General features: G+C 50.2%; 14 protein-coding genes. 2 read left to right on the top strand and 12 right to left on the bottom strand.

Annotated features, from left to right (window positions below):
• Window positions 1-120 precede the first annotated feature (120 nt).
• The 8 genes from GON22_RS15445 to GON22_RS15410 form a co-directional block, all read right to left on the bottom strand.
• Window positions 121-429, bottom strand: a complete 309-nt coding sequence (locus GON22_RS15445; protein ID WP_160396998.1) for a hypothetical protein — start codon at window positions 427-429, stop codon at window positions 121-123.
• The gene (locus GON22_RS15440) at window positions 426-743 is read right to left on the bottom strand and encodes a hypothetical protein (protein WP_160396997.1); all 318 of its coding nucleotides are present in this window, start codon (window positions 741-743) and stop codon (window positions 426-428) included. Before GON22_RS15440 ends, GON22_RS15445 begins: the two co-directional genes overlap by 4 nt.
• 344 nt (window positions 744-1,087) lie before the next feature.
• Entirely contained in the window at window positions 1,088-1,408 is a 321-nt protein-coding gene (locus GON22_RS15435; RefSeq protein WP_160396996.1) for a hypothetical protein, read from the bottom strand.
• Between the two features lie 11 nt (window positions 1,409-1,419).
• Entirely contained in the window at window positions 1,420-6,288 is a 4,869-nt protein-coding gene (locus GON22_RS26580; protein WP_160396995.1) for an RHS repeat-associated core domain-containing protein, read from the bottom strand.
• Between the two features lie 123 nt (window positions 6,289-6,411).
• A complete protein-coding gene (locus tag GON22_RS15425) occupies window positions 6,412-9,270 on the bottom strand; it encodes a DNRLRE domain-containing protein (protein ID WP_160396994.1) in 2,859 nt (952 codons plus the stop codon).
• Between the two features lie 275 nt (window positions 9,271-9,545).
• Window positions 9,546-10,475 (bottom strand): ABC transporter permease subunit, encoded by a 930-nt coding sequence (locus GON22_RS15420; protein WP_160396993.1) that lies wholly within the window; start codon window positions 10,473-10,475, stop codon window positions 9,546-9,548.
• A gap of 1 nt (window position 10,476) precedes the next feature.
• Window positions 10,477-11,580: an ABC transporter permease gene (locus GON22_RS15415; protein WP_160396992.1), complete on the bottom strand. Its 1,104-nt coding sequence runs from the start codon at window positions 11,578-11,580 to the stop codon at window positions 10,477-10,479.
• Entirely contained in the window at window positions 11,580-13,199 is a 1,620-nt protein-coding gene (locus tag GON22_RS15410; RefSeq protein WP_160396991.1) for an ABC transporter ATP-binding protein, read from the bottom strand. Before GON22_RS15410 ends, GON22_RS15415 begins: the two co-directional genes overlap by 1 nt.
• Window positions 13,200-13,479: 280 nt before the next feature.
• Here GON22_RS15410 and GON22_RS15405 point away from each other — a divergent pair, with 280 nt between their 5' ends.
• Window positions 13,480-14,460 (top strand): aldo/keto reductase, encoded by a 981-nt coding sequence (locus GON22_RS15405; RefSeq protein WP_160396990.1) that lies wholly within the window; start codon window positions 13,480-13,482, stop codon window positions 14,458-14,460.
• A gap of 145 nt (window positions 14,461-14,605) precedes the next feature.
• Here the strand turns inward: GON22_RS15405 and GON22_RS15400 are convergent, their stop codons facing one another.
• The 4 genes from GON22_RS15400 to GON22_RS15385 form a co-directional block, all read right to left on the bottom strand.
• A complete protein-coding gene (locus GON22_RS15400) occupies window positions 14,606-15,757 on the bottom strand; it encodes an LpqB family beta-propeller domain-containing protein (protein ID WP_160396989.1) in 1,152 nt (383 codons plus the stop codon).
• A 113-nt stretch (window positions 15,758-15,870) separates the two neighbouring features.
• Window positions 15,871-17,301, bottom strand: coding sequence for a sensor histidine kinase (locus tag GON22_RS15395; protein ID WP_160396988.1), 1,431 nt, complete (start codon window positions 17,299-17,301; stop codon window positions 15,871-15,873).
• Window positions 17,298-17,987, bottom strand: a complete 690-nt coding sequence (locus GON22_RS15390) for a response regulator transcription factor (RefSeq protein WP_160396987.1) — start codon at window positions 17,985-17,987, stop codon at window positions 17,298-17,300. The genes GON22_RS15395 and GON22_RS15390 overlap by 4 nt, the downstream gene beginning before the upstream one ends.
• 125 nt (window positions 17,988-18,112) lie before the next feature.
• Window positions 18,113-19,549, bottom strand: coding sequence for an HNH endonuclease (locus tag GON22_RS15385; RefSeq protein WP_160396986.1), 1,437 nt, complete (start codon window positions 19,547-19,549; stop codon window positions 18,113-18,115).
• 236 nt (window positions 19,550-19,785) lie between these two features.
• Here GON22_RS15385 and GON22_RS15380 point away from each other — a divergent pair, with 236 nt between their 5' ends.
• Window positions 19,786-20,370, top strand: coding sequence for a thioredoxin family protein (locus tag GON22_RS15380; RefSeq protein WP_160396985.1), 585 nt, complete (start codon window positions 19,786-19,788; stop codon window positions 20,368-20,370).
• Window positions 20,371-20,601: the final 231 nt, after the last annotated feature.

The following is a 20,601-nucleotide window of genomic DNA, read 5'->3' as shown; positions in this document are numbered from 1 at the left end:
CCTGCTTTGTTTAGACTTATTTTCATAATATTTACCTTAATTTACTATATTATTATTACATATTTGAAGAAATATAAAAAACCACATGAAGTGGCGATACTCCATGTAGTTAATCAGGAATCAATAGAACTGATGATCATTAAGGATAGATACAATACTCATAAATAATCGTGATTGTAAATCCTTCTTTTGTTCATTTTCAATCAAGTTGAACTGTCTGTCTACCTCGAAATAACACTGAAACAGTTTATAAGCTAAACTTCTTGTAATGGTTTCTTTTCCGTTAGTCAGTTCTTTAACTTCTTCTAAATAAACAAACAAATCATCAAACTCATTCCATAAAATCTCTTTTCTTACCTTTAGGGCTGGTAGAAGAATTATCAACTTTTCACCAATTAGCTCTTCTAGTTCATATACTCGATTTTTCATGGAATATACCCCACAATCGCACTAGACGGTATATATTTGTAGACCGAAATCTCTTGTTCAGCAACACCATAAGCATATGCAATTTCACCTTCATAATCAGAACTCCCCCAAAATTCATACATAGGCACTTTCTTTTCGGAATTAACTAAATTCAGATCAATTGCAACGATACCATATCCACTGTCAAACCTTTTCGCTACTTCGAGGCTAGTTGTAGTATTGTAAGCGTAGCTGGTTGTTCCGGTCTGGTCCGTCAGACTGGTTCTTTTGCCTGCCAAATTCCAGCTAACTTCAACGATTTCCTTCTTCTTCAAAAAATTGCAGCTATCGTACGTGTACTTAAACCGTGAACCGTTCCGATCGATGAGCCTAATTTGATTATTGTTAGCACCATAGTAGAACTTCTCGACGTTATTCTTGCCGCTAACTGGAGGAATAAGACGCCATACACGTGCTAACGAATGTTTACCGGATTACATCAAACAAGAAAAGCCACATCGAGTTATCACATTCGAATGTGGCGCTAGGCTAGTTTTCAAAATATCAAAACCCTGTTTATTTTATTTCTTCAATAATGATCTTTATAAGTAATTCGGCAAAAGAATTTTCAATCATAAATCATTTATCTCACCCCCGTGCCTATCAAACTCTTCAATTTCTATGTGTTCTGGCGATGGACATCCCCAAAAAATTTACGAAGTAAAGTCAGTAACTTTGCTTTCTTCTTGCGTATTTGTTCAACTTGAGAACCAGTAGCATAACTCTCTTGAGTTTCCAACTGCGAGTAAATGAAGAATAGCAACCCCGCTGTTTTGCGTAGGACATATTCATTATCTTCAATGGAAATGATTAATAGTCCGACTAGTTGGAATAGTCGTTGAAAGGCTGTTTCATTAATTTCCTTCCCTCGTAGTGGAACGATAATTTCTGTTGCAAGCCGTTCTATCTCTTCTTCAATCCGTTTTAATTCGCAATCCATATCTCACCTCTTCACCCAAAATAAACACCTAAGATTGCCGATTGAGGGATAGAATACTTAATCAAAATTTCAGCATCGGCAACTGCTAATCGTTGAGCCGTAGATCCAGTCTTTAGTTCAAGAATCGGAAAGTGTACTTTATTTTTTGGTATTTGACTAATATCTATAATTAATACTCCATTGTTCCTTCCATTAAATCTATCCAGAGCTATTGATACAACAGCAGTTGTAGATATCCATGGATCATGGTCTTCAGCGTCAGGATCAGAACCCAACAATATATGATCTTCCTGCGACCAGTCGCCTATTGGATTTTTAGCTAAAACACCTTGACCAGACTGCACCATTACTGCATCTGTTTGATTCATTCCCCTATAAACAATTACCTTGTTATTATCTTTTTTATATTTCTCTAATTGTTCCGTAGTAATTAATGGCAGCCCTAATACTTTTGCCTTTTCTCTATTAATATCTTCTTGACTTTCACCTGCATGATCAGGGGCAAGGAAGAGTGCACCAAGTATCGCCCCTCCCACAGCGCCAGCTATTCCACCTTTTTTCCCTTTTTGAGCTCCTTTCGCACCTCCTTCAATAACTTTTAATGAGGTTTTGTAAAGTTCTCCCCAATCAATATTTGGAACGGCTTCATGTCCGCTTGGATCAATATGGGTGAGTGGGTTATTACTTACATACGAATACAAATTCAACGTCAACGGATTCGTTATGCTTCCCTCATACGTATCCTCACTCATAAACCGCCCCACACTCGGGTCATACCATCTTGCTCTCAGGTACTGCAAGGTTGTCGTACTATCTTGCATTTCCCCCGAGTATTTGAACGGTTGTGCAATGGTCTCCGTCTGCGAAGCAATGTTACCAAATATATCGTAGTTGTACTGGTTCAAACGAGTCATCCCACTGCGATCCATGAGGTCGGTCACGTCGCCGTGGCCGTTCGCCACGTAATACGCTTTGGTCTGGTTATCCTCTCTCGCGACAAGCCCCTGCCCTCGAATGTAACGGGCTTTGAACGTTGCAACGCCGCTGACGACGGTTGCTTCCGCTTGGATCTGATCGCCATCCCAATAATACCGCGTCGTCTGGCCATTCTCCGTTCGCTCCCACAGCTGGCCATCCCCGTTATACCGATAGGTGACATTCGACCCGCTTGCTGTCGTAACACTCGTTAATCGATCGCGTTTATCGAATGTGGTGGCCTGATCCGGACGGTCAAACGGATGGTTCGTCTTCATGCTAGCGCGATTCCCGCGAACGTCGTACGTGTAAGTTTCATTATACTGGGATGATGTCTTTATTCGGCTTAACTCATCGTACCCAAAATTATTCGTAGTCCCGTTCTCGGTTTTCGATTTGATGTTTCCGTTAGCGGTGTACGTATATTGATAGCTGTTTAATGCCGTGCCGTCCGCTTTGCGCTCTATCAGCGTATTCAGGTTTTTGCCATCGTACGTATACGAGGACGTGACGCCATTGCGCTGGGTGATCTGGCGAAGCAGATTATCTTGATAGTAATCGTATTTCGCATCGTAATCGTTGGTGAAATCACTCGATGGTCCAACAGCGTCCAAGCGATTGCGCGCATCGTAATGATAATACGAGGTCGCCCCGAATGGATCGATCAACGCTTGCCGGTTGCTGTTCTCATCGTACGCATACTTCATAACTTTGTTATCTGGATACGTTACGCTGGCAAGCAGCCCGTCAGCCGGATTGTAAGCGTAGCTGGTTGTTCCGGTCTGGTCCGTCAGACTGGTTCTTTTGCCTGCCAAATCGTAAACGAAGGAGATCGTTTCTTCTCCTGCAATAGCATTCCAGCCCGTATCAACAATTTCCTTCTTCTTCAAGAAATTACGGCTATCGTAGGTGTACTTAAACCGTGATCCATTACGGTCGATGAGCCTGGTTTGATTGTTGTTAGCATCATAGTAAAACTTCTCGACGTTATTCTTGCCGCTAACCAAAGCTTCTGAATTTTGTACGAGCCGTCCCAGTTCATCATACTTCTTAGTTGTTGTGGTGTTATCCGCATTCGTGATGAGCGTCATATTGCCTACTAAATCATAAGCATAAGATGTCGTTTGGCTGACGCCATTCACCACACTCGTAACGCTTCCTAGCTGCCCAAGCACATCATAAGCATAGGTGGTCGTGTTGGCAGGAGTAACATTATCGGTTGCGGTGAGCATACTCCCCGCATTGTCGAAGCTATACGACATCAGCAATGCTGGTTGCCCGCCGCTTTTAATTTCTTCCGTTTTGATCGTTCTGCCAAGTTTATCGTAGGATTCTCGCAGCGAATAGCCTTCTGGATCTGTACTTGTTTTGGTATTGGCGATGTCATCGATGACGATGGTCGAGTTCGGACCGCCATCTGGATAGGCGGTAAGATTCTGACGATTCCACTGGTCGTAGCCATATTGTACACGGTTGCCAACCGCATCCTCCGTCCAAGACAACCGACCGCTAGCATCATACCCATACTTCGACTTCGCTTTGTACACATTATGGTCAATGAGGCCAGATTCCGTCTTCCATCCGAGCGGATTCCATTTGGTTACCGTTTTGATTCCAGCTTGATCCGTGGCCGTCAGTTGGTTAAGTGCGTCATTGTAGCTGATTGTAATCGCACTGTTATCTCCCATTTGCGTAGCTTTCAACACACGTCCCAGAGCATCGTAGGTATAGCTCGTTTGATTGGCATTGCCATCTGTGTATTTGAGAAGTCGTCCGGTTGCCATATCGTATTGATACTGCTTGGTTACCGTTGATAAGTTACCATCACTATCATGTACCGATGTTGTCGTCTTCGTAGGATACGCATATTGATAGGCCGCAGCATATTCAATTACGGTTGTTGTATCATTCGGCGACCCATTCTTCGTTCTGACTTGTCCGACGTTGCCTGTTGCTGCATCGATATTCTCATAATAAGTTTCGCGCAGTGGGCTTCCCGTATAGCTGTTGCTATCTCCGGCATAAACCTGCTCCAGTGTTACTGTTCCTAAAGCATTTCGTGTAAAGACGGTATACTTCCATTTTTGTGTTCCGTTTATTTGGGTTGCGACCGACTGCAGCAAATGTGTGGAGGTATCGAATGTATTCCGGGTAACGGTTCCCATCGGGTCCGTTGCGTAAATAATATTCCCGTAATCATCGTAAAGCGCAGAATTAGTGGTAATGAACGTCGTAGATGATCCCGAGACGGAACGTGTCGTTTTCGTGTTGATGGGCACCGGCCATTTTCTAGCCCGGTCGTAGGTAAATTCTGTCGTGTTCGTATAGTTTTTTGCGAGATACACGACCTTGGCCACGATCGATGTGTTATAGAACACTGGGGAAGTCGAGCTATCGATATAGTCTTTGTCGTTCGTAAAGATTGTCTTGATGGCGCCGTCATCAATCTGCACAGAGAACGTCAAGTCTGCATCGTTGGAGCTGCCGATATCTCCGCTAGGATACGTAATATCTTTATGATTCATATGACTAATCGAGCTGTCCGCTAACAGCATTTGATCCTCACGCGACTTCACGCGATACACTTGGTTCACCGCATTATCTTGAATATATCGGGTTATAGGCGTGTCCTCGTAGGCGTACACGCTCTTCGCGCCGGTCGGATAGGTAACACCTGTAATTAAGGCATAAGGATTATTCATGGAGGGCGTTGTTCCCAGCAGGTTGAACTGCGCGTTCTTGATGCTGTAATCGTAGGTTGTTGTTCTTCCCAGCTCATCAACAACTTGGCTTAGAAGCTCTTTGCCGTTTTGATAAGTTTTGTAATAGGTGACGCTTCTCGATCCCGAGGTGAGCACAACCGATGTCGTGTTGTAGACGATGTTGATCGTATTGCCAATCGAATCTGTAATTGCGCTTAATACAGAACCGTAGTAGCCATCCATAACATAACTAAACGTTATTTTGTTATTATAGGCATCGGTTATTTGGATCAATTGGCCATCCCCATTAAAGTATTGATTCGTATGCTGTATGGATTTGACGACATAAGCCGATCCAACGCCATTCACCGTAACGCTTGTATCCGCTGCAAAAGTGAGATCCTTCCACGGATAGCCTACCAACGTGTTAGAATCATCAATTTTGAAGACGCCCGAGCCTGCTAAGTGAAGGTATTTATCTGTCCCTTTGATCTCGAGAAAAGAGATATTCCAGCTCCAACCCTTCCCAATTGGAAACCGCTTCTCTTCAAGCAACGGTTCGAGTATATTAGAACTGCTGCCAACCCCCATTTGGTAGCTAATTCCCATTTGGTCAAATTGCGACGAGCCGCTGTCATAGCTCCGCGATAATGTAAAACCAAGCCCATTGCGTCCCGGAAGCGAGAGGTCCGAATTATGCAAGGAAAGTGCGCCAGACAGGGTGGAGATATTTTCGTTATCGAGCCGAACGGTAAATGGCGCTTCATCCGGTTTGGTTTTCACGTAGCTATAGTCAGGAGTAGAGGCTTGGGCAGAGGTAGCCGCAGCTAAGCTCCTCGCTGCCACTTCACTTGATATCTCACTTGAAATGCTGCTCTTTACCTGCTGCGAACGATTGATCGGCTGTGGCTTCACCTGTTGCAGACTCTTATCCAATGACCCACCAGCAGACTGTTGCTGCTTTATTGCTTTCCTTACGTCCTCTATCGAATAGCCTTGATTAAGCACATTCTGAATAGCACGCTCTGAGAATGATGACGTTTGGCTTAACAGCTTTCTAGGGGTGTCAGTCATCGCAACGGAAGTGGAATGATCTATTCCGGTTGCCTGCGCATAGCTTGCCAAGCCTGTATATTGCACATCAGAAATCAGCATAGAGAGGATTACAGTCATGATTATAGACTTCATCAATAAATTACGCACAAGAATATCCTCCTTCGGAATTACGAACAATGGCACGAGTGGAACGCTAGTATCCGTTTAGAAGGGTCGACTACTTCTGCAGCCGACCGCTCTTTTACGTCATTCAGGCTAAGCCTTTGCGTTTTATGAAGTCGTTGTTGTTGTTTTAGAGATGATATTCCCATTGCTATCGTACTGATAGATCGTTTGGAATTGCATGGTGGCTGGTGCGAGTATGAAGCTGTAAGGCACAGAAGTACTGTTATTGCCTCCAACTCCAACAATTTTGACGTAATACACACTTCCTGCTTTCACGTCGAACAACACGTTCTCTGCGATTCCTGTGCTTTGAATGCCAGCAGTAACTAGCTTCATGGTTGAATCGTAGACGTACACGTCATAATTCAATCCGGCTGGCACATTCAATACAAATCGATCAATTTCATTAGCTGTAGCCGTGAATTTATAGAAATCAATATCCGTGCTTGAATTTATTAATGATGTATAATTTTGGTTGTAGTTGATCGGAAACGCTTGAGCGCTCGTATCATTAGGCTCGAATGCATTCGGAAGAGTGAGATTGTTCCGATAGGCCTCACCCGACCACTCCATTCCATCCTTCACTAGAATCTTGAAGCTCCAAGTCCCGCTTGCCAAAGGGGCTGTCGTAAATGACGTAGCAGTTCCATTAAGCACACCCGAGTTATATGTGATTGTTGCCCAATTGTTTTGGCTTCCAAGGATCTGGTAATTTGATTGCGCTTGTCCATTAGCGTCGTTATAGTTCCATGTGAACGTGAGAACGTTATCCGCCATCTGCTGCCCATCGCTATAGGAAGTAATGGCTGCCGTAGGAAGAGCATTCGCCTTGACATAGTAAAGCGGGGAGAACGCGGAAATAGCACCTGCATTATCCTTTGTTCGCACTTTCCAGTTATAGGTTGTGTTTCTTGCTAATGTTCCTGCTGGTACGGAGTACGAAGTCAAAGCTGAAGAAATCCAACCGGAATCCTTCACAAGCGTTGTGCCATTGTAAATTTGAATCTGATACGCTGTCTGCGTGTCACCGCTATCTGGATCAGTAAAGGTCCAAGTAAGCGTAGGGCTGCCTATAGTAATTACAGAGGTGGAAGACGACGTAGAACCTGGAGTTAGGGTTGTTGGGGCAGCCGGAGCTTGGTTATGCTTAATCGTGAATACACTGTTCGATGCATCCCACGCTCCATACTGCACGCCATCATAGGCTCTAACGCGGATAAGATTATTGGTGGAATTCGGTTTGGTTGAAAAGTCATAATTTAATTGGATTTGGCCTGCTGTAGTTAAAGCTACTATGTCTGTCCAACTTGCCCCTCCATCTTGTGTTAGTTGAACCTGATATTTCAATTGGGACTGAACAGTGTCTGGGTCGGTAGCCGGGCTCCAGCTTATGTTGTACGTGGTGTCGATCGTTTCTCCGCCGTTCGGAGTTAGTATAGTAGGCTGTATGGGAGGACTTTCGTAGTTGACGATGAGTTGTGGCCGATAGGTGGAGTATTCATATTCTTTGCTGTATATGAATTTCGTACTCTGATACCCATTTAAAGTCAACAAAACCCCGTTATTAGCTGTCCCCGTGCTCCACGATTGTACGAATGGCTTTACATCAACTTGCATCCATCCTGGCTTGGGATATCCAGATGAGAGCACTGCGCCATACCATCCCGTGCTATAAGGAACAGGATTGGCAGAATCATATGTTGGTCTTGTTTGTATATTCAACGTATTCTCATTCCAAGGAGACGTAATTAAATAAGCCGAACCATTATAGGAATTATCGTCATAGCCAAATTCAATATATAATTTCATGGTTGCGCTGCTGATTAAACTGTTTAATGGGATGGAAGAAGTATCAAATTGTGCGTAGATGCTATTCGCGTTGTAATAATAATCATTTGAACCCAAGGTGAGAGTAGAAGTATACTGCGAAGAGCTACTGCAAAATGCATCGTAATCACAACTTGCATCCTGAGAAGCCACTTTAGTTAATACAGAAGGATCTATAATAATTGGATATTCTAATCCTGTTGGATCAACCTTAAGTTCGATGAACTGCTTCCCGTCTTGCACACGAATCGTTTGCTGGACATCTTTTTTAGTCCCTACTGCATCCACAAGCCAAGGCGCTTGCAAGGTAAAGTTCGTTAAGTTGTTCAAATCTCCACTAGTGATCTGAAATTGAAAGGTTGTTGGAGCCTGGTTGTTTTTCAGAATAATCGTTTCTTTCAATCCCGAGTCAAGGACTTCCAGCTGTAGATCCGTGTTCGTCCACGCTTCGTTATAGTTTACTTTATTCCCATACACCGAGCCCGTTACTGAATTAGCTCCTAGCGGGTAAAAGGATAGTTTCTCTGCGCCTTTGCCGATGGAGTATCCTTTATTGATTTTCTTAGGGATTTTCACATCAAACGGAACTTGTGGCGCCCGATAATCCGTGTTAGTTTTATCGATTTTCTTCTCTTTGCGAAGTTCTTTATTCGTTTTCATGATCGTTCTCAAATCCGTGGAAGACGCCTGAGAGAGTGGCATGTTCATACTATCGAGATCAGCTTCGTCAACTAATCGAGTCTGTATCGGCTGCCACGTTCCCGTATCATCCATATAATTCTGATCACCTAATGTAATACTCGCTAGATAAGAGCCATCTGATAATTGATAGTGTCTGCTGTTTGCATTTCTAAATCCTGTGGCTTCCCGAACGACGGTTTTATTTTGTGCTTCGGCTTTAGCCATCACTTCCTCGGGTACTAGCGTAGTGTCCGGTTCATCGGCAACAATAACAGAATCCGTTCCTTCAGATGGTGCACTCTCCTCGATGCTTGAAGTTTGCGCAGGCTCTGAAGCGCTTGAGACATTTTCAATATTTGGCTTCTTATTCGATGTTGCAGCTTGAACTGACATAATTGGACAACACAATGAGAGCAATAAGCCACTGAGCAGTACTCTCTTAATTACAGTTTGCATGTTTTCTAAACCTCTTTTCATAGATTTATTTTGCCAATCAATAAAACCAGATTAATTTCCAATTCGCTATTTATTCATATCGCGATCTCCTCCACCTAACATTTAATCTATTAAATTACAATTCCGAGATTATTATGAAAAATTTGTCCCCTCAGTTAAAGAGGGTTATTTTGTAACATTTTCACTTTAAATGTCATTCCAACTCCTTTCATGACAAAAAAGCCCGCTCCCTCAAGAGCAGGCTCCCGTCTCTATCTTCATCGCCCCATTCCAACCTAAACCCGCTCCTCCCGATAATACGGGACACCCAGCGCCTGCGGCTGGCCGGACGGCTTACGACGGTTTTTCCAACCGAGGAACATAAGCACAACGATCGTAATGATGTACGGCAGCATCTTAAGAAAATACGGCGGAACCGCATCCGTCACCGTCTGAATTCGGTACCCTAGCGCTTCGAACGCTCCGAACAAGTATGCGCCGAGCAGTGCTCGAACGGGATTCCAGCGGGCGAAGATGACGAGCGCGACCGCGATCCAGCCACAGCCGGCTGTCATGCCTTCGATCCAGTTCGGCGAGAAAACAAGCACGAGGTAAGCACCCGCCGCGCCCATGAGCATCGCACCGGCAACGATATGCCCGTAGCGGACAAGGGCTACGCGGACGCCCATCGCGTCTGCTGCCGAAGGGCTGTCGCCGACGGCACGCAGCTTTAGCCCCCAAGACGTGCGATGGATATAGAGCTGAAGCAGCGCGACGAGCAGGAAGCTTGCCCAGACGAGCACATTTTGAAATGCGAATAAGTCACCGAGGACGGGGAACGGTTCCAGCCAAGCCAGCTCTAGCTTGGGGACGCCGGATGGGACCGGCAGCCCTGCATAGGGTTTGCCGAGAAAGGCGCTTAAGCCAGTCCCGAACAAGGTAATTGCCATGCCTGACACGGTCTGGTTCGCCTTCAACGTTACGCACAGCAACGCATGGATTAGCCCCAATGAAGCGCCAACGGCCATAGAAGCAATTACAGCAAGCTGCCAACTGCCCGTTCGGGACAGCGTAATGATCGAGACGACAGCCCCCATCAGCATGACACCTTCCGTTCCGAGAAAAATAACGCCGCAACGCTCCGAAAGAATGCCGCCGAGCGCAGCGAATAATAACGGGGTGCCCGCAGACAGCGCAGCAACGAGAAGGGCTGACGTGAAGTCCACGCTACTCCCCTCCAGTCCGGTGCCATTGCAGCCGATAGCCGCGCAGTTGCTCGCCGCCGATTAGGAACAGCAAAATCGCCCCTTGCAGAATCAGTGACATCGAGGACGGCAAACCGATCATTTGGACGCTATAGCCCCCAACAATAACCGCGCCGCATAACACGGATGAAACGATTAACCCCCACGGATTCAGCTTCGCCAGCCAAGCAACGATAATAGCTGTATAGCCGTAGCCAGGAGAAATCGCGTACATGAGCCGATGGGACACGCCCGACACCTCAGCCATGCCCGCTACGCCGGCTAATCCGCCGCTGATGAGCATAACAAGCCAGATTTGCTTCGTGACGGAGATGCCTGATTGCCGCGCCGCCTCTGGGTTTGCGCCGAGCAGCCGCAGCTCATATCCCCATTTCATCCGGTTCATGATGAGCGCATAGAGCAGCACAGCGCCTAGTCCCAAGAATAACCCCAGGTGGAGCCGCCCTGAGCCAATTGTCGCCAGTTGCATCCACGTTTCAAACACAGGCGTTCCCGGAAAATTAAACCCTTGCGGATCCTTCCACGGACCGAACACCACATAGTTAAGCAGCAGCAGTGCGATATAGTTCAGCATCAAGGACGTAATCAATTCATTCACTTGAAAATGGGTGCGTGGCACCGCTGCCATCAGTCCCCACAGCCCGCCAGCAACTGCGCCGGCAAGGAGCATGAGCGGCAAATAGGACCAGTGCGGCAAGCCAGGCAGATAAACCGTAACCGCCGTTGCGGCGATTGCGCCAACGATGAATTGCCCTTCCGCCCCGATGTTCCAGATCGAAATCCGGTAGGCAAACGAGACGCCAAGCCCGCATAACAGGAGCGGAATCGCTTTGACCAGCGTCTCGCTAATCCCATTCATTGAACCGAATGCGCCCACTGCCATCGTGCGGAACACGGGGACCGGATTGATGCCGTTGATCGCAATGAACAGGCTGCTGAATAGCAGCGCAAGCACAACTGATAAGACAGGTACCCATAAACCTGAGCTTGCCGAGGCAGCCATCGCCTGCTTCCGCATCACTACCCGATACTTCCCGCCGGGCAAATTAACCGCTTTGCCATTCATCAGCCTCCACCTCCTTTGCCTTTGGGTCCGCTTCCTGCCATCGATAAGCCAATTGCCGTGCGCGAGTCAACCGCAGGATCAAACTCGCCTTGCGAGGCGCCGTTATACGCCACGACGATGCGGTCGGACAGCTTCATCATTTCGTCCAAATCCTCTGAAATAAGCAGCACCCCGCTGCCTTCATTGCGCAGCTTCAATAGCCATTGATGGACGGTCTCGGATGCGCCAACATCAAGGCCTTGCGTCGGATGAACCGCCACCAAGAGCAAGGGATGCTGCTGCAGCTCACGGGCAAAAAGCAGCTTCTGCTGATTGCCGCCAGACAGCATCCGCACAGGCGTTCCAAGCGCTGGCGTTCGCACCTCGAACTGCTCGATGATCGCCTTCGCCCACTCCTCATTGGCTCGCCGGCGCATGAAGCCAAACTTAGAGCGCTCACGGCTGCCATACGATTTCATCAGCAAATTATCGATGGCATTCAGCCCGCCCGCCATCCCGGACTTCATTCGGTTCTCCGGCACATGGGCGACGCCGCGCATGATCATGCCCCGAATCGTCATCCCTTGCAGCCTCTCGCCATTGAACATCACGCTGCCTCCGGTCCGCTCGTGGCTCCCCGCGATCACCTCGGATAGCTCCTTCTGCCCATTGCCCGCCACACCTGCAACCCCTACGATTTCGCCACGGTTCACAGTCAGATCAAACCCTTGCAGCGCTAGCTCGCCATGATCGCCTAACGCGGTAATGCCTGCCAGCTGCAATAGCAGGCGTTTCCCGGTTGGCTCGCGTTCAGCTTTCAAGCTGCTGCTGGCTGGCTCGCGCCCAATGATCCACTCCGCCAGTTGCTGCTCATTCGTATCGGAGGTGCGAATGGTTCGCACCAACATCCCTTTGCGCATCACAGATATCCGGTCACATGACGCCATTACTTCACGCAGTTTATGCGTTGTGAGAATGACCGTCTTGCCATCCTTCTTCAGCTCGCCCAGCGTTGCCAACAGCCCCTCTGCCTCATGCGGCGTCAGCACGGCCGTCGGCTCATCCAGCACGATGATGCTGCATTGCCGATATAACGCCTTCATGATTTCGATGCGCTGCTGTTCGCCGACCGATAGCTGCCACACGGGCCGATCAAGCGGAAAACGGAGCTGGTAACGGTCGCATAACGCTGTGATTTCCGCCGATTTGCGCCGCTTCCAGCCGCTGCCGCGCCAAAAACCTGCGATCCCTCCCGCCTCTCCAAGCACGATGTTCTCCAGCGCTGTCATCGACGGCACAAGCCGAAAGTGTTGATGCACCATGCCGATGCCATAAGCAGCCGCTTCCTTGGGCGAACGAATTCGCGCTTCCTGCCCATATAGCTTTACCGTCCCGCTATCCGCCTTATAGATGCCAAAAAGCACGCTCATCAGCGTGCTTTTGCCAGCGCCATTTTCCCCAAGGAGCGCATGAATTTCGCCTTTCTCGACCAATAAATCCACGCCGCCCAAAGCGATGGCATCCCCGAAGCTTTTGCGAATGCCGATCAGCTCCACAGCCGTATCCCCGTTCGCATGAGGGGTTCCCGGTTCGAGGACAGCGGCCCGCACTACACTTGCAGCATACGTTTTGCCTGACATGAGCCTCACCCGCGCCTTCGCGATTTTACAGATAGTATAGTTGCTGCACCTAGGCTGCTCAATGCGCCGCGATCATTTTTATCGTCTCGTACAAAAGAAATACGCGCCGTTGTGCATACGCCACAAACTTAGATGAACGTGAACCAATAACTTACCGATTCAGCAGATTGAGCCTCTTCGTTCAGCAACAGCTTGCAGGGTTGTCCCTACGGCATCACCCCGCTATAATAGGACAAATACTAACAGCGACTAGCAGCTTCTTAACGAGGAGGGTTTCCCTATGAACAACCGTTATTTGGGCGGGAGCGGACTGAAAGTGTCTGCGCTTGGCCTTGGCACGAACGCGTTCGGCAAGCGAGCGGACGCTGCCGCTTCGGAAGCTATCATCCATCTGGCGCTCGACCGCGGCATCAACTTCATCGACACGGCGAACATTTATGCCGGAACTGAGTCCGAACGAATCATCGGTCAAGCGCTACGAGGCAGGCGGCCGGAAGCGATATTGGCGACCAAAGCCGGGCTGCCCTGCGGGCCTGGCACGCATGACCGCGGCTCGTCGCGCCATCATCTGATGCGCGAATTGGAGAGCAGCCTGAAACGGCTGCAAACCGATTACGTCGACCTGTACCAGATCCATACGTTCGATCCGAACACGCCGCTGGAAGAAACGCTGCGGGCGCTGGACGACATGGTGCGCGCCGGCAAAGTCCGTTATATCGGCGCTTCCAACTACGCCGCTTGGGAGCTGATGAAGGCGCTTGGCATAAGTGAGCGGCTCGGCTTGAACCGTTTCGTTGCGACCCAAGCAAGCTATTCGCTCGCCGACCGTACGCCCGAGACGGAGCTTGTGCCGCTTTGCCTCGACCAAGGCGTCGGCATCATCCCTTACTTCCCGCTTGCGGGCGGCATCCTAACCGGCAAATACACGTCGAAATCTGGCGCAGCCGCGCCTGCTGGATCGCGTGTCGATACGGACCCTAGCTTCGCAAGATTTCTAAGCGAACAACGAATCGCGTTCGGCGAGCAGGTAGCTGCATTAGCTGAAGAAGCTGGCTGTACTCCGGCGGTGCTATCGCTCAGCTGGCTGATGCAGCGCCCTGCCGTAGCGACAGTCATCGTCGGTGCCACTAGCGCGGAGCAGCTGGAGGCTAATCTCGCGAGCGTTGAGCTTCGGCTAAGCGAATCCATGCTCCAGCAGCTCGACGAGCTGAGCGTTTCGTTCCGGCACGGCGAGCCATTCGCTGTGTATCGGCTTAGCTAAAACGAAGTTAAGTTCAGTGTGCGAAGCATTTGGCGTACGCTAGGCTAGCTTCACGCCCTTACCCGCACGAAGAAACCCTCCCCGATTGCAGCTCGCTAAGCGGCGGCAATCGGGGAGGGTTTCTCATTTTTTCATAACGGATCCATTATTTCAGCTTAATCACAAACGTCACAGCATGGTTGCCCTTGTCATCATTAATGAATGTCGATGCCACCAGCTTCTTGCCCGAAGGGCTCCAAGCAACCGGATCGCTTGCATAAGGGACATCAATTGTAGCGAACGCCGTTTTGCCTGTCGATGCATTCGCAACGACGATTCCTTTCACGCCGTTTTCGCCCTCATCGATGAGGTTATACGCTAGCTTCGAACCGTCTGGCGACCAGCTCAATCCGAAAATCTGCGTTCCTTTGGACAGCGTTTTCTTTGCGTTGCCTTTGAGATCCGTAATAACGAGCGTACGCTCCGTGTCGCCTGTCATCTTTACGATTGCAAGCTGCTTTCCGTCTGGCGATGGAATCACATTCTCTACTTTTGGGCTAATCGCGATCGTCTTGCCGCTTGCTGAATCGTAAGCCTTTAACGTCAGCATATCGGTGTAATAGAGGATGCCATTGCTCATAACAGGGTTCATCGCTCTGCCTGCGTCAGTTAACAGCTTCTCCGTATCGCGATCAGGATGGGCCGCGAACACTTGCCCCGGTATGCCGGCGAACACAACCGTGTCATCGCCATCCCACACGCCATCACGGATAGGGACGAGTTCCTCGCTGACCTGCTTTTTCTCCCCGGTCTTCAGATTGAGGATGTAAGCATACGCCGACTCCTCAATATTCATCTTGTAGAACATATACGTTTTGCTTGGTGACAATACTGCGAAGTTCGCATGCTTATTGCCCTCATCAGCAGCCAGCAGCCGTTCCTTGCCTGTGTTCAGGTCGTATGCAAACAGATTCAGCGGGTAACGCTTCTCGCCTTCCACCGTGATCGGCGGCCGTTCTTTGTTTTCCCGGGAAATAACGATCTCGGATTCCGTCAGCCAGTCCATGCCCCGAACGCCTTCGAACTTGTCAATTCGCTCAACCTCGACAGCTTCCTCCACCGGTTTCTTCTCGGGAGTTATGACGTTGATCTCCTTATCTGGCTTCTGAATGACGACACGCTCCTCGCTTGCCGATGAGCTGCAGCCCGCCAGCAAACTAATCGCAATGCCGGATGCCAGTAGCATTACCGCGCTTCGCTGGCCACCCACTGACCCCCGAGTGAATCCCCAATCCCTAACCTTACGATGCAGCTTCATTGTGCATTCCTCCTGCTTATTGAACGTTATAAGCTGATTATAGGGGGCGGTTGTTTCGTCCTCATCTCGCCATGTTTCCAAAATGTAAACTTATTGCCTCTTCCTTCGACATCTCAATCCAGCAAAGGCAGCTTAACGATAAACGTCACGCCAGCATTGGCATTGGCGTCATCCGCGTTAGCTTGCCAGTCAATCGTCCCTCCCTGCCGGGTGACGATCTCTTGCACAATCGACAATCCCAATCCCGTGCCGCCAGTTCGCCTTGATCGATCCGGGCTAACTGTATAGAACGGCTCGAATAGCTGCTCTCTCGCTTCTTCCGGTATGCCAATGCCGGTGTCCCGAATGCGAACGGCAGCATACCTATCCTCAATGTGAAGGCTGATATCCACCTTCCCGCCCAGCACGTTATACTTGATCGCATTGTCGATCAGGTTCGTAAACAGATGGACAAGGCTGTCCCGTTCCGCCCACACGACCGCGTGTTGCAACGCACTGCTGCTGCCGTTAAGCGTGACCTCTGCCTTCGCAGCAAGCGCCTGCATCTGTTCGATGCGCCCAGCTAGAAGCTCATGCAGCTTTACCGGCTCAGCCGAGTCGCTCCATTGCTCATACCGCTCTAGCGCAGACAGCTGCAGCACATGCTCGACCATGCTGTACAGCCGCTCGGATTCCCGGCGAATATGGCTGGAAGCATCGCGAACCATCGCCTCGTCCTCCGCATACATCTCCAGCAGATCAGCATACGCTAGCATCGAGGTGAGCGGCGTCTTGAATTCATGGCTGATGTTGTTAATAAAATGTTTCTGGCGCCCGAAATTCCGCTCGATTTCCTTGCTCATATAATAGATGCCGTCGCTTAAGCTGCCAATCTCGTCGCGCCGCCTAAGCGTCGGCTTCGCCAAATAACGCCCCGTTCGAATCGCGTCCGCATCTGCCGTCAGCTTGCGAATCGCACGGGCGAACCGTGTAAAATACACTAGCCCAAGCAACACGCTGGCGAGCAGCGCCACTCCGCCCGCCCGCCAGATGAGCGTTCGGATATCTGTCAGAAAAGCACGGTCCGAGGCGATCGAAGCATTCACCTGCACGATGCCCAGACGGCCATCCGGCCCTTGAAGGGGCGTAAAGTAACGGACCGTCACACCCGTTTTCTCATAAGCGGTCTGCCCATCCAACGCATAAGCAAGCGTGTCTGAAACGTCCGGCGCCGGAAGGCTGCTGTTTCGGGGCACGGAGTTGCCAACCACTTGGCCGTTGCGGTCATACAGCACGATCTGCGTGCCCAGCATCTGCCCTAATTCAGCCGCGAGTGAAGCGCCCTGCCGCCGCATAAAGGTGAGCGGCTCCAGCCGTTCGCCTGTCACGTACGTTTGCCGCACGCGCATCTCTGCGAGCGCGCTGCGCTGGGCCAATTGGGCTTCCATGTCACGCTGCTGCTTTCGTTCTATGCCCTCCAGCACAAGCATGCTGAGCGCTGCGACAGTCAGAACGAGCAAGCCCGCCATGAATAAGCCAAGCTTCCAGCGGATGCCGATTCTCATGTTAAGCTCGCCGTCCCTTTGTAGCCTACGCCGAATACAGTCTGCAGAAGCGCAGCATGCTGGGGCCCTAGTTTTTTGCGCAGCCGTTGTACATGGATATCAACCGTGCGTGTGCCGCCATCATAATCGATTCCCCATACAAGCTCCAGCAGCTCATCCCGTGTGAACACGCGGTCCGGTTTGCCGAGCAGCAGCACTAGCAGGTCAAACTCTTTGGGCGTCAACTCGATTGGGGCGCCGCCGATCGCCACCGTACGGCTATCCGTCCGAATAAGAAGCCCGCCAATTTCTATGCCTGGTGCATGATCGGCAGCTTTGCCCGATTCGAGCCTGCGGAGCAGCGCATTCGTTCTCGCCAGCAGTTCCCGAATATCGAATGGCTTCGTCAAATAATCATCCGCACCGAGTTCTAGCCCCAGCACTTTATCGACGATATCATTTTTCACCGTCAACAGAATGACGCCCGGACGCCCCGCTGCCGGCAGCCTTCGGCATACGTCGAATCCATTTAGCTTGGGCATCATCACGTCGAGCAGCAGTACATGAGGCTGGAACGCCGCCACGGCAGCCAGCGCTTCCTCCCCATCTGAAGCGACTGTTACTTCAAAGCCCTCGCGCCGAAACGCATAAGCAATTGCGCTTGCAATGCCAGGCTCATCGTCCGCAATCAAAATTCGTTTGGCCATCTCTGTCATCCCCCTAGCAAAAAACGACGCTGGCTGTCCGTTGTCACGGGCCATCGTCGTCCATTTTCATTCACTCGCTTGCCTCGTATCGAATATACTACCACATTTCTCATTTCAATTAGGCGTTACTCGACCTCGTATTCATCCCCATCATCCGGGAATGGAAAGTCCAGTTTATCTGCTTTCAGCAAATTGCACTCGCTGCATGCGCACACGCAATTCATCGGGGAGGACAAGCCCCCCTTGGACTTGGGCATCACATGGTCAATCGTGTCGCCATATTTTCCGCAATAGCGGCAAATATAGTTGTCCCGTTGCAATACCAACAGTCGAAAATCGCTTTTGGTATACAGCTTATGAATGAGCCGCGGATGAACGATCCCCGCAGCGCCCTCCTTGACCATGCGAACCGCAATCTCCTTCTCGATTTCCGTATGCCAGCGCTTGCCGGTCTCACGGCGGCCCCGAAGCCGGATCATCCCGGTTCCCTTATCGTTCAGAATGGCTGCATTATACGAAAACGGGCCTTGAAACGGTACGATCCACTTGTCCGGCGGACGAACGGGACGCGGTTTCGGTTCAGTTATTGGCTCGGTATCGGAAGCCGCCGATTCCGCCACTTCCTCCTGCTTCTTCTTCCGTCTCCGCCGTTTCCGCTTGCGTTTGCGCAGCGGCCGCTCCCCTTCCAGCGCTTCGTCTAGCTTCTCGTTTGCCGTATCGCCTTCCATTCCAATTAACGATACAAGCTGCTCCTGCTCCAATTCCGATTCTGGCATTCCGTGTTGCACTGCACTGCCTACGGCAGGCTCTCCGCCCGGCTCATTCGTTAATGCAGATGTCGCCACCTGCTTCGATTTATTCCGCCGCCGCTTCCGTTTCCGCTTCTTCGGGCGCTTAATTGAATCGCCGCTCTCCTCCATCGCGAAAGTGAATGCAACCGCTTCCGGTTCGTTGTATAGCTCATTATCTGTATCCCGATTCGGATCCGTTGCCGCTTCGCTAACCAGCTCGCTGCCACTAACAGCCGAATCTAATTTCCCCTTCCTCCGGCCACGTCCACGCTTGCGTTTACGCTTGCGTTTCTTCGCTGGGACATCCCCAGCATCTGCAAGATCATCGCGTGAGTGAATAGATTCGAATGCCGCCTTTTCTTCTGCTTCCTCAGGGCCTGCCAGATCCGCCAGCTGCTGCAATTGGACAGACTCAACTTTCACTCCTGCCACAGCTTCCGATACGGCTTGCGTTTTCTTGCGACGGCCGCGCTTGCGATTGCGCTTCCGCTTCGCCGGTCCCGTTTCCTGCGCTTCCCCGGACTGCCCTTCTATAGATAAGCTTTCGCTTTTGTTTTGCCCATTAGCAGCCAACACCGTCTCGCGGCCAAGCTGCGGCTCCAAGCCATCTTCCGCCGATGCTGCTGCTTGCTGCCGGTGAAGCGCATTCACCCGTTTGCGCGTTCGCAAACATGCACGGCACATGCCTCGCCTCGCGCTGCGCCCCGACCGCTTCGGGTAAGCTTCGAGCGGCTTATCGGCGCCGCAGCCTTCGCATTGTTTCATATCCATGCCATTTCCCGCTCCGTTCCCCATTGTGCAGCATCCGCCATCGACCCGACCCATGCAACCTTTCCTTCATGTTAACCAAAATCCGATGACATCGCAAGGAAGCGCTGGGAATGTTCACCGTGGAATGGATAGATATTTTTATCATGCGACGTAAATTCCCAACTTTTCATACCACCTTCCATATTGAACGGTAAACCTCCTCCCCTTATACTTATGGTAAAAGGAGGGATTTACCCATGTCATTCACGCTCCAGCTCGGGCAGCAAGCACCAGGCTTCTCGCTGCCTGCAACGGACGGCCGAACGTATTCGCTTGCAGATTTTGCTGAGAGCGATACGCTCGTCATCTTCTTCACCTGCAATCACTGTCCCTATGTTATTGGTTCCGATGAAGTCACTCGTGAGACAGCAGAGCGTTTCGCAAGCCGCGGCGTTCAATTCGTCGGCATCAACAGCAACAGCGTGGCAACGAAGCCACTCGATTCGTTTGAGCATATGGAGACGCGCATGCGGACGCATAAGTTCCCTTGGGTGTACGTCCGTGACGATTCGCAAGCGGTCGCAAGAGCATATGGCGCACTGCGTACACCGCATTTTTTCATATTCGATCGTGATCGCAAGCTGATTTACACCGGGCGTGGGGTCGACTATCCGCGCGATACTAGCTTGATGACGGTAAATAACCTCGAAAACGCGCTTCACGAACATCTTAGCGGCCAGCCGATTGCGGTTCCGCTGACGAATCCGATCGGATGCAATGTGAAGTGGGACGGACAAGATGAGCATTGGATGCCAATAGAGGCTTGCGACCTCGTGCTTTAATAGCAGCAAATAAAAGAAGGGTATCCCACAAGCGCAACCGCGGGACACCCTTCTTCTATTTGTAACCCATCAAATGTGTGCTAACGGACCCAGCGGACCTTATTTGCCCAAAATCAGCCGCATTTTTGCGCTAACGGACCCAGCAGACGCTATTTGGCCTATTTCGTCCCCACGTGGCATCAAAATGGCGAAATAACGGCCATGAGGTCCGTTACAGTTGCAACTGCCACG

Origin of the sequence: Paenibacillus sp. MMS18-CY102 (genome assembly GCF_009789195.1) — a bacterium.
Taxonomy (GTDB): Bacteria; Bacillota; Bacilli; order Paenibacillales; family Paenibacillaceae; genus Paenibacillus_T.
The sequence above is the reverse complement of the archived record's forward strand: the minus strand, read 5'-3'. Positions and strand labels throughout refer to the sequence as shown.